Here is a 12346-nt window from a genome sequence, read left to right as displayed (position 1 = left end):
ATACGTAGTGAGTACAGTTGAGGCTCAGAAGAACAAATCAGTTATGAGAAATACTACTCTTCAATACGTTCGGAAACCTGATTGGCTGCTTCTACTGGCGAGTATGGTCTGGGTATTTAGTTGCCAAACGGCCGAGCCGGTAGCAACCATAGCTCCCGATCCGACCACCATTATTTCGCCTACGTTAGTTAGTGCCCAGGCCCTTGGAAATGATCAGGCTGAGTTCGTGGTTAAGGCTGGCTTTGAGTTTGATCCCTCCAGTTGGCGGCTCAACCTCCTGGATGCCAATAAGCGATCAATGGCCCTTAACGCAGGAACAGTAGGTCGGCTGGATTTATTTACGCTGATGCCCTACCGGATCACCGGACTAATTTCAGGTCAGACGTACCGGCTTCGTTTTGTAACCCGTAATGCCGGGGGCGATTCTGTGCATGTAGAGCGAGATTACGTCCACCGCCCCGACGGACCGCGCTGGACTCGACTGGCTCATGCGCCGGTTGCGGGGGGCGATTTTGCCGGTAGCGCCATGAGTACGGATAACGTACCGGGTTCCGATGCTTCACAACTGTCGATTTGGCAGTTAAAGAGTGACAACAGCTATCAAGCCCTGAGTTACTCCGTTGGCAGTAATAGCTGGTATGCTTATAAACTGACTACCTCCTCAACCTTGGGAACACACGGTATTGTACGCTTCAGTTTGCAGGCGGTAAAAGGCGTTGTCTATTCAATGTCCGGATTAGGTTTTGTCACGAATGAGTCATTACCCGGTCAGCGGCAGTATCTTAAAAACATGGTAACTCCAGATTTTGCCGGGCCAGATGGTGAAGTACGTTGGTTTACAACGCTGACCAAAGCCTATCAACTCGTTGAGGGTGGCCATTCGCAGGTATGGGTTCGGATGGGAACCTGGGATCAGTACCGTACCGCTGACCTGCCCGAACCAACCGGAACTCTGGCTACCTTTCGCATAGGAACAACTGGCTACGTAGTCAATCAGCGGTCGGGGCAAGCGGCTCATCTATGGGCGTTCGACACGGAACGAGAACAGTGGAGCCGAAAAGCGGATTTTCCGGGCGCGATACGTAGTCGTGGTATTGGTTTTCAGGCGGATGAGAAAGGCTTTTTTGGTTTAGGAATAACGCCCAATGAAGAAACACTACGTGACGTATGGCAGTACAATCCCGCGACCGACAAATGGCAATACGTTACGGATTATCCTGGAGCAGGCAGCACTTACCTCGTTGTGAGTCAGATCCCTGGCCACACTTTTCTGGGATGGGGCTACGAACAGCAACCAACAGCCGCGGGTGGTATTCGGTTGGTAGGATGTACTGACTTTTGGGAGTTTAAACCATGAAAAAGATTATAACACAGAGGTACGCGGTGAAGACACGGAGATGCACAGAGAAAATTATTTTTAATTACTTCTCTGTGCATCTCCGTGTCTTCACCGCGTACCTCTGTGTCGCAGCTCTTTTCTCCTGCGTCGACGAAGTACAGCTTCCCATTCGCCAGACCGAACGACGGTTAGTCGTGGAAGGCCTCATTACCGATGGCCCGTTTCCGTGGGTACGTCTTACCTACACAGGATATTATAATTCATCCAATCCAGCCCCACCCGAACTAGTCATCAACGATGCTTTAGTCCAGATTCGGGACGAAGAAGGACGTAGCGTGCGACTGGTTCCCGACCCCTTTGCTCCAGCTTATTACGGCCTTCGCGATAGTAGTTTTGTAGGGAAGGTGGGCCGGTCTTATACGCTATCTGTTACGTTGCCCGATGGTAGTCGGTATGAGTCCCGGCCCGAACGACTTAATCCTGTTCCGCCACTCGAGCCGCTCCGGGCGCGGTATAGGCGTGGACTATCGGAACTGGGCCAACCTGATTTATACGATATTCTGGTTGATACCCAGGACCCCTCAGCTTTGGGGAATTACTACCGCTGGTCGTCGCTGGCTTACGTACCCCGCTGGACCGAGTTCGATCCCAGACACCCACCCTTTAATCCATTTGGGCCAATTTGTGGTACCTGTTCGTGCTGGGTACCATCCTACGGTCCGCCTACAGACGTATTATCGGACGCGCTTATTAACGGAAATCGCATTAGTGGCCGGATTGTATACAGTGTGCCAATTATGGCTGTTAGCGCATATTACGTACAGATACGTCAGTATTCCTTGACGCGGGCCGCTTATCAGTACTGGAATCTGTTTGAGCAGCAACGCACACGCACGGGCTCTCTGTTCGATCCACAACCCGCATCCATTGAAGGAAATGTGCGGGCCGTCAGCGACACGACTAAATTGGCATTGGGTTTCTTCGGCGCTTCGGCAATGAGCCAGCAGCGGCTGACAATCCCCGGCGATACAATCAATTATGACCGGTTTTTGATAAATGGAAAACGGTTTATTCCGCCCACCGGCGATTGTTATACCAATTTTTCGCAGCCTATTCTGGTACCCCCACAGGGATGGCCCCCGCGATGAAGCATTAATAAAGTGTTGATACATACTAAGTTCAATTGTTATTCCGATTTGTCCTATGCGTCATCTTTTCGTTCGAATTGTCCTGCTTAGTATACTGCTGCTGTCTAGCACCGGTTTGTTTGCGCAAATTCGGTTTCGGATTTACGGGCAGGTGACCGACGGGGTGACGAAGAAACCATTGGCCAACGTATCGATCTACGATAAAAAACAGGGTGTTGGTTTAACATCCGACAGCCTGGGTAATTTCAGTGTACAGGTATTGCCTGGTCCCTATAACCTGACGTTCTCCGCAGTGGGCTATTACGCCCGTAGTCGGTATTTAGAAGTTGGCCGTGGGAATATTCGCATGGAAGTGGCGCTCAACCCCGATACGCGTGAACTGGACGCCGTTAATGTATTGGGTCGCGCACCTGATGCGAACGTATCGGCTACGCAGATGGGCGTCGTACGTATCGACATGAAAAACCTACGTAACATTCCGGTCGTGTTCGGCGAAGTGGATATTCTGAAAGCTCTGACGTTGCAGCCAGGAGTAAGCACAGTAGGCGAGGGCGCTGGCGGTTTCAACGTGCGTGGGGGACGTACCGACCAGAATCTGGTGCTGCTCGATGGCGCTCCTTTGTTCAATACCAGTCATATGCTGGGGTTGCTGAGTAATCTGAATGCCGATGCCATTCAGGACGTAACACTGTATAAAGGTGGTATTCCGGCTTCTTACGGAGGGCGGCTTTCGTCGTTGCTGCTGATGAATACCAAATCCGGCGAAACCGACAGACTGCATATTACTGGCGGAATTGGCCTGTTAACCAGCCGGTTACTGGTCCAGGGGCCAGTAACAAGAAATAAGAAACTCACCTTTCTGGCGGGCGGACGTATTGCTTATCCGTCATTTATGCTTGGCCTTTTTCCAGAACCAACCAACAAAGACCGCGCCTTTTTCTATGATCTGAATGCCCGGCTAACGTATCGAATCAATGAAAATAGTCAGCTATCAGCTACGGCCTATCGAAGCTATGATACGTTCAAATTTCCGCAGGATACGCTCTACACGACTCAATCGACGATAGCAACTGCCCGCTGGAGCCAGCGATTGAACCCGCATCTGTCGTTCAATCTGACGGCCACCCAAAGCGATTATCAGTTTTTTCTGGATGGACTTAGCCTCGCCAATACGTATCGGTACCGTTCTACGATTAGTCAGCGCGACGGTCGACTTGACTGGCTATATAGCCCATCATCAAAACATCGGCTTGAATTTGGCGGGTCGTTAACGGGATATAGCCTGCTCCCCAGCGCCATCGCGCCAACAGGCGGTAATTCGAATATTATTTCCATTACATTACCGACCGAACAGGCTCGCGAGTGGGCAGGGTATCTGTCGGAAGAATGGACGCCGACGCGGGTGCTGTCGGTGCAGGTTGGCGTACGGTATGCGCAGTTTACCAACGTTGGTCCGGGCGTAGCGTATCAATACGCAGAAGGCCGGCCCCGCACCCGCGAAAGCATTACGGATACGCTACGTTATGGTAGCGGCCAAACCGTGGCTCAGTATGGCGGCTGGGAACCCCGCGCCACTGTTCGGGCCAACATTACGCCGAATAGTTCATTGAAAATCAGTTATAATCGCACGCGTCAGTACCTGCATCTGATTTCGAATACGACGGCCATCTCGCCAGTCGATTTCTGGAAAGTGAGCAATGCGCTGGTGCCTCCGCAGGTAGCCGATCAGTTTGCGGTTGGCTACTTCCATAATTTCAACGAAAATCAATATGAAACTTCCATCGAGGTGTATCATAAGACCCTGGAAAACTTGGTTGAATACCGGAATGGCGCTACGTTACTGCTGAATCCGGCGCTGGATGCAGATTTATTAAAAGCGCAGGGGCGCGCGTATGGCCTGGAAGTGAGCGTTCAGAAAACCCGGGGACTGCTAACCGGATTAGTGTCGTATACGTACTCGCGAACGCTGGCGCGGGTGCCCAGCCCATTTCCAAACGTGCAAATCAACGGGGGCGACTGGTATCCGTCCACCTTCGACCGACCGCATAACCTGACCATCGCTACTCAGTGGAAATGGAGCCGAGGCTGGACGTTCGGGACTAATTTCGTTTATACCAGCGGTCGCCCCACTACGTATCCCGATGGAACGTATCGACTCAACGGTGCCAAAGTGCTGGATTACTCGCAACGTAACGCCGACCGAATTCCTGATTATCATCGGCTGGACGTATCATTCACCAAAGATGGCCGTCGGACACTGGAACAGCGGCATTATAGCAGCTGGTCGATTTCGTTCTATAACGTGTACGCGCACAAAAATCCGTATTCAATTTATTTTCAGCGCGTTAACACGACGACCAAAAGCTATCAACTATCGGTATTTGGCACGATTATTCCGTCGATAAGCTGGAATTTTACGTTCTAAACTATACCGCCAGAGGTACGTAGTGCTTCTGGTTGAGGGGCAGATTCTCGGCTGTCCAGGCTACGTCCTGCACAAACGCAAACGCCCGAACAGGACAGTCGGCAACGCGGCAATAGTGGCAGCACTCTTTCTGACAAGGGTCGGTATGCACAAAAATCTCAACCTCCGCCTGAAAACCTTCTTTGAGCGTGTCTTCAAAATGATGGACTTCGTCGTGGACTTTGTTGAGCTTCCAGTAATAGGGCAGGGTCAAATGGCAATCGATGTGTAAGTCGGCACCGTATTTCTGGACTCGCAGATTATGTACATCAATCCAGTTGTTGTCTTTTTGGGTGTTCAGGATATTCACCACCTTATGAAGTGTCGGTACGTCGGCTTCGTCCATCAGTCTGGCCACCGACTGGCGCGTGATTTTGAAGCCGTTGTAAATAATTACGAAGGAAAGTACCAGCGACAACGTACTATCGATCCAGTGCAGGCCCGTCAGCCAGACCAGTGCTACGCCAATCATGACTACTACGCTACTGAACGTATCAGTGAGCAGATGTTTGCCATCGGCAATGAGAGCCGCTGAATCCGTTTGATTCCCTGAACGTATCAGCATACGACCCACGAATGCGTTGGCTGCTGCCGTCAGACCTACCAGCGCAAAACCCCAATCCAGATTAGTTAGTATTTTGGGTTCAAAAAAACTTAAGATGGCTTGCCAGACGATGACCAATCCCGCCGAGAGAATCATGGCGCCCTCGAAACCTGAAGAAAGAAATTCGATTTTCCCGTGGCCGTATGGGTGGTTCTGGTCGGCGGGTTGGTCCGCTAAATAGATACTGTAAAACGCAAATCCACTGGCAATCACATTCACAATCGACTCAACGGCATCCGAGAGAATCGACGTGGAATACGTTAAAAAATAAGCCGTGAATTTGAGAATCAGCAGGACGAAGCTTAGCCCCAGCGAGATGCCCATCCAGCGGTATTTCGTTTGTTGACTGGAATTCATCGAAGCCTGATGAAATAGCGTTAGGGACTACAAAGATATGGATTTAAGCCGGGATTGTGGCTTTCGTGGATAGCCGGTGCGCACCTATTTTGTCATAAATTCCCAGGTAATAGTACTGTAATGAAACCCATTGTTTCGGGTCGGATTCCAGCTTCCGGTCAACGTACCGGCCTGATTCTTTCTTACTTCCAATTGCGTCCAGGTATACGTACCATTTTCATAATCGAACGTTTCTCCGTCATCATCATAAATCGCCCAATTGGCCTCTGTTTTTCCGTAATGACGTACTGTTAACGCTAATTTCTCTCCCTTTTTGGGCGTATGCAGTACCGGCGGAATCATCGGAATAATACCGCCTTCTTTAACGAATAAAGGAATTTTAGAAAGCCCGGGTGTGATTTCGATAATCGCAGCTTCACCAACGAAATTTCCTGTATAGAAATCATACCATTTGCCGGATGGCAGCAACACCTTACGGCTCTTCTCACCGGCAAACAAAGGCGCTACCAGCAAATAATCGCCGACCATGAACTGGTCGTTCAGGTCTTTTCGGACGGCCATTGCATAGGGATTGTCGGTCGAATGTAACGTAGCAGCCGTAGCCTTACTATCGAACGTAAAGCCATCAACCAACTGCATGGCCCGGATGGGCGGTTTGCCTTCGAAATGGTACTGCGCGAACGTAGTATACAGATAGGGAAGCAGTTGCATACGTAGCAGCATGACGTCTTTTACGTCCTGTGCTACGTCGGGGAACGTCCACGGTTTCGTGCCGTCGGCCCAGGCGTTGAGCATCGCCATTGGTGAAAAACAGACGGTTTGCATCCGACGAAGCCATTCTTCGGAAGTCTTGGAAGATCGTGCTTCTGGCGTCCACAATACGCCAATGAAACTGCTGGTAATGAGGGCGGTTATAAAATCGCGATGGTCGTAATAGTCATTGTAAATCACATACGGCATAGCTGAAGCCCCGGCATTTGACCCCCGAACCAGCCCGTAGGTACGTTGATTTCGTTGCCGAAACCAGCCATCGGTCATTTTCTGAAATTGCAGTCCGTAAATCTGCCGCATCTGTTCGGAAGGGATACCCGACGGGAACGTAGCAACATCGGGCCAGAGCCAGTTATCGTAGCCGTCAACTTCGTCCACTTTATAACCCGAAATGCCGACTGACAGGTGTTGTTTAGAAAACAGGTCTTTGTATAGATCCCGAGCTTGAGCCATCGTGAAATCCGGCACACGCCCCACCCAGACCATGTGCGAGCCGGTGTATGGCAGCACACGTTTGAACATGGGCGAATGCGATGATACGTAGGGGTTTATCCAAAGATTAGCCCGGATATTTTTCTGCAACAATTTATCGAGAAACTGCTGAGGATGAGGGAATCGCGTGCTATCCCAGACAAAACTATTCGGATAGGAATGCGACTGCCAGCCGGGTTCCAGTCCCACAAAACTTAACGGATAGCCTTTCGCTTCGAACTCGGCCGCTTCCTGAAGCACTTTCTCGTCTGAAAATAGCGTTGGTGTTCGGTGGGTAAAACCTAATCCCCATTTTGGTGGCAACGTACCGCCCCCGCAATACAGATTATACCGTTGTACAACTTCCATCGGCGTTGCCCCGGCAAAAATGTAAACCTCCGTTCCTGACGCCGGAATAATCACCTCTACAGCATCGGAATACGGCTGGGCGCTCCAATCACGCTGGGTATTGCGATCTTTTTCGGGCGGCATTTCCTGACTATCCGTTCGAACGCCCGTTCCGGCATACACCGTTACGTAACGAGCTGAATTAATCAGGACACCGTAGCCGAGCGTTGATATGTAGAACGGAACCGGTGCGTGGGTACGTCCATTGTCTTTGCCGTTGTAATGATCGACGTGCAGCGTTTTAATCGTTCCCCGCTGCTGTACGGCTTTGAAATTCAGTCCTAATCCGAACAATTGCTCACCTTTTTTCAGCGGGAAACGCAGGTACGTTTTATTGTCTGTTTGCTGATGAACGCTTTCGTTCAAATCAGTTGGAAACGAACGTTCGCCCAATTTTTTCAGGCCATCCAGCCGAGGTTTTATGCCAGCTACCGACAGCGGAGAAATGGTTTCGGCTTTTCCTGCTACGCCCTTCCAGACACCCGACGCCACCAATGTCCATTGGAAAGCCATCTGCTGGGCAAATCCGGTAATCGGAAACGTACCACCAATAATGACGAACGTGAGGATGCGGGTAATACATGAAGTCATATCGGTGGGTAGATTTTCTGTCAAAAGAGCATTGCAGGATATAGCAGAAAGCAGTTTTTGATAAAACTTAATCGTGAAGTTGCAGACTTTATAACGCTCATGAGTAAAGTATAAGCCTCTTCCTGCTTCTTTTAGCCACTACGTATCACTAACTTTTGCCAATTATGAGGCTCGCCGTTCTGTTTTTGGGGCTTGTTTTTCTTTCGATTATCTATAGCGTTCATCCAACTGCTGAGATGTCCGGGGCGGAATTGTCACTGGCGGATAAACCGTTGATAATTAAAGAAAATAAAGCTGCGCAGACGATAGCCGTTTATCGATCAGGGCAAACAACACCGATTCTGACGCAGGTGGCGAAAGCCGATTTTCGCCCTTTCCTGCACCCGATTGTTGCCCCCGATGGTAAAGGTGTGTTGACTGAATATAGCCCCGGCCATCACAAACACCAGACGGGTTTATACTGGGGTTTCACCCGTGTCAATGGTCGCGATTATTTCCACCACCCGCAGGGCGATTATTGGCGTAAAGTGTCGGCAAAGGTAGTTGAAAGTAAAGGTACAACCGTGAAATGGCAGACCGTTTACGACCTGATTGACTCAACCGGTAAAGCCGTTTTGACCGAAACTCAGAACTGGTCGATGCGGGAACGTAACGGTCAATACCTGCTCGATCTAGAGTGGAACGGTGATGCGCATACCGACGTAACGATTGGTAAATACGACTACGGCGGCTTGTTTTTGCGAATGCCCTGGAAGGAGGGTATTCCTGGCGAGGTGGTAAATGCAGCCCGGCAACGTAACGAAAAAGCCGAAGGACAGTCGGCGCCATGGGTAGACGTAGGTATGCAGGTTGAAGGACGTAGCGATTGGGCGCACGTCGCCATTTTCGACCATCCGCAGAATCGCAATTATCCGACACCCTGGCGCGTAGATTCTCAGTTAGGTATCGGACCCGCGCGTGCACGAAAAGGTGACTGGTCCATCAAAAAAGGAAACACGGAAATTCTGAAACACCAGATCGTGGTGTATACGGGCAAACTTAACGACGTAGCACTGACGAAACTATATGGCGAGTTTACCGGAAACAAATCAGATTACTCAACGTCAGTACTGTGGGGAGTTGCCCAGCGTGAAGGCCGTGAAGCCAAATTTCTGACTCCGGCTGAAGCTGTAACTGCCATGACCGTAGCGAAGGGTTATCAAGCCAACGTCTGGGCATCGGAACCAATGATGACCCAACCGATGGCCTTTTGCTGGGACGACCGGGGGCGACTCTGGATCGCCGAAAACCGTGATTACGAATCGCGTGGAAAAGGATTTTCCAATGCGGGCGACAGCCGGATTCTGATTCTGGAAGATACCAATCACGATGGAGTAGCTGATACGCGCAAAGTATTTATGGAAGGACTCGCTTTTCCGGCAGCAATCGCCGTGGGTATGGGTGGCGTGTTTGTAGGCGCTCCGCCAAACCTGCTGTTCATCCCCGATAAAAACGGCGACGACAAAGCCGACATAGAGGATATTGAAGTACGACTAACCGGTTGGGGCATTCGCGACCGTCACGAAACACTCAACAGTCTGCATTGGGGACCAGATGGCTGGCTCTATGGTTGTCAGGGTTTTGCGACGCCTTCGAAAGTAGGTAAACCAACCGGGAAGGGGCGATTATACCGCCATAAAGACCCATTTCCTGAAGATCTTTTGCAAGGAGAAGGAACAGATATTAATGGGGGCATCTGGCGGTATCATCCTACCAAAGATCGCTTCGAAGTGGTGGCGCATGGGTTCAGCAATCCGTGGGGAATCGACTATGATGCGAAGGGGCAAATTTTTATTACGGCCTGCGTGATTCCACACCTCTGGCACATTATTCCCGGCGGGATTTACCACCGGCAGGGTGGTCAGCATTTCAATCCATACGTCTATAACGACATCAAAACCATTGCCGATCATAGCCACCGTTCGGCGCATGGTGGCGCCCGGATTTACCAGTCCGATGCGTTTCCGAAAGAACAAATGGGCCGGATTTTTATGGCCAATATCCACGAACACGGCATCCTGACCGACGTACTGGAATCCAAAGGGTCAGGTTTTGTGGGTCATCACAGCGAAGATTTCCTGATGGCGAATAACGCCCAATGGGTAGGTTTCAGCCTTGAAATCGGTCCCGATGGTGGACTTTACGCACTCGACTGGCACGATGCCGACATCTGCGGTTCCGACGTACTGAATCAGGAAACAGGTCGGATTTTTCGCGTTATGCCCACCAAGTCACAAGCCAGGAATTGGCCGGATCGATACGCGGATTTGAGCAAATTAACCGACGAGCAACTGGCTTCTCTGCAAACAAGCCCGAGCGACTGGCACGCGCGTAGAGCCAGAGTTATTCTTCAGGGGCGGGCCAACATTGGAAAATTGAACGTAGCAGCCGTAACTAGTCTCCGTTCACTCTTCGACGTAGCGTCCACTCCAGACCATCGGCTGCGTGCTATGTGGGCGTTACACATCACAGGAAACCTGTCGACAGAACAACTTAAATCGGCTTTGTCGGATAAAGACGCTTACGTTCGGGCCTGGGCGATTCAGTTGTTGTGCGAAGACAAAAGCCCTTCGCCGGATGTACTGGCTCAGTTCGCTACGTTGGCGCGGCAGGATAAATCACCAGTGGTGCGACTCTATCTGGCTTCGGCCATGCAACGGCTGGGCAATGATACACGCTGGAAATTAGCCGAAGGATTACTGACGCATGCCGAGGATGCAACTGATCATAATCTGCCAAAACTAATCTGGTTTGGTCTGGAGCCGCTGGTGAAGGAAAATACGACCCGCGCCCTTGACTTAGCCACGAAAAGCCAGATTCCGATGGTCACACAGTTTATCGCTCGTCGGGTTGTCGATGCACAGGCTGTTGATGTACTGGTATCAGCGATTGGCAAGATGCCTAAGAATCGCTTGAATCTGTTAGAAGGGATGCGTGATGCCCTGGAAGGTCGTTATGATGTATCAACTCCGGCAAACTGGAAATCGGTATACGCTACACTGAAAACGGATAACGTAACAGCTAAACTGGCTACCGAAATAAGCGGTCAATTTGGCGGTACGGAGATGGCGGCTAAATCACTGTCCTTACTGAAAGACGCTAAAACACCTATTGAAAGTCGACGGAAAGCGTTGCAGTCGCTGGCTTTGCAGCAACGGCCAGAGTTAATAAAAGAATTGCCGGAATTGCTCAATAGCAACGATTTACGGCTCGATGCCATCCGAGCCATTGCCAGTTATGACCATGAGCCATTTGGTAAACTACTGCTCGACAGATATGTTGGTTTTACTACGTCCGAGAAAAGAGAAGCGATTCAGACGCTGGCTTCCCGCCCAAAATACGGCTGGCAATTGACCCAGGCAATCGCCAAAAATATTATCCCAAAACGGGACGTACCGACTTTCGTAGCTCGCCAGTTGCGTCGGGTAGTGGGGAGCGGATTCGTGGAAGTATGGGGGCCTATCGACCACGTAGCAATGGATGAAAAAGCGTACACCCGTTACCGAAATCTGCTGACAGATGAGGTAGTTGCCAGCGCTAACGTAGTGAAGGGGCGCCAGATTTTTCAGAATACCTGTGGCCCCTGCCACAAAATGTACGGTGAGGGTGGCATCATCGGACCTGAACTGACGGGCTCCAACCGGGCCAATCTGGACTATCTGCTGGGCAATATTCTGGACCCAAGCGCCGAAATTCAGGACGATTACAAAATGGTGGTCGTGACCACTCGTGATGGGCGAACCTACATCGGCAACGTAGCCAAGGAAAACGAGCGACAGTTAACGCTACGTATCGTTGGGCAGGAAGCGGTGACCATCAACAAGGCCGATATTCAATCTAGAGAAGTAAACCCTGCTTCGATGATGCCAACCGGTCTACTAGACCCACTTTCGGAAACTGAAGTCAAAGATTTAGTGGCATTCCTACGCACCACGACACAAGTGAAAACGAAGTGATGTATGATGTATGAGGTATGAGTTGCACCAGACTCTCATACAGTATACGATCCTGTTTAAACTTTTGTTTAGAGGAGACTTTTGTCATTCTGACGAAGGAAGAATCTTAACGATTCCTAGCACTCCAGTAAGGAATCGTTAAGATTCTTCCTTCGTCAGAATGACAAAAACGCCCATTTTTGACCTATTCTCGAAAGG

General features: G+C 50.5%; 6 protein-coding genes. 4 read left to right on the top strand and 2 right to left on the bottom strand.

What is annotated here, in order from left to right; all coding sequences use genetic code 11:
- Positions 1–43: 43 nt before the first annotated feature.
- From IC229_RS26555 to IC229_RS26545, 3 genes are all read left to right on the top strand, one after another.
- Positions 44–1357 carry a Kelch repeat-containing protein gene (locus tag IC229_RS26555; RefSeq protein WP_190890644.1) on the top strand — a complete coding sequence of 438 codons (1314 nt, stop codon included), beginning with the start codon at positions 44–46 and terminating at the stop codon, positions 1355–1357.
- A 74-nt stretch (positions 1358–1431) separates the two neighbouring features.
- On the top strand, positions 1432–2487 hold the full coding sequence (locus IC229_RS26550; RefSeq protein WP_317171640.1) for a DUF4249 domain-containing protein: 1056 nt from the start codon (positions 1432–1434) through the stop codon (positions 2485–2487).
- Positions 2488–2542: 55 nt separating this feature from the next.
- Positions 2543–4912: a TonB-dependent receptor gene (locus tag IC229_RS26545; protein WP_190890641.1), complete on the top strand. Its 2370-nt coding sequence runs from the start codon at positions 2543–2545 to the stop codon at positions 4910–4912.
- Between the two features lies 1 nt (position 4913).
- Here IC229_RS26545 and IC229_RS26540 read toward each other — a convergent pair whose 3' ends face one another.
- Positions 4914–5912: a cation diffusion facilitator family transporter gene (locus tag IC229_RS26540; protein WP_190890639.1), complete on the bottom strand. Its 999-nt coding sequence runs from the start codon at positions 5910–5912 to the stop codon at positions 4914–4916.
- Positions 5913–5996: 84 nt separating this feature from the next.
- Complete coding sequence (locus IC229_RS26535; RefSeq protein ID WP_190890637.1) at positions 5997–8153, bottom strand: glycoside hydrolase family 31 protein; 2157 nt, start codon at positions 8151–8153, stop codon at positions 5997–5999.
- Between the two features lie 164 nt (positions 8154–8317).
- Here IC229_RS26535 and IC229_RS26530 point away from each other — a divergent pair, with 164 nt between their 5' ends.
- On the top strand, positions 8318–12148 hold the full coding sequence (locus IC229_RS26530) for a PVC-type heme-binding CxxCH protein (protein WP_190890636.1): 3831 nt from the start codon (positions 8318–8320) through the stop codon (positions 12146–12148).
- Positions 12149–12346 lie beyond the last annotated feature (198 nt).

Source organism: Spirosoma profusum (assembly GCF_014699005.1).
Lineage (GTDB): Bacteria > Bacteroidota > Bacteroidia > Cytophagales > Spirosomataceae > Spirosoma > Spirosoma profusum.
This window is presented reverse-complemented; position numbering and strand designations above follow the sequence as displayed.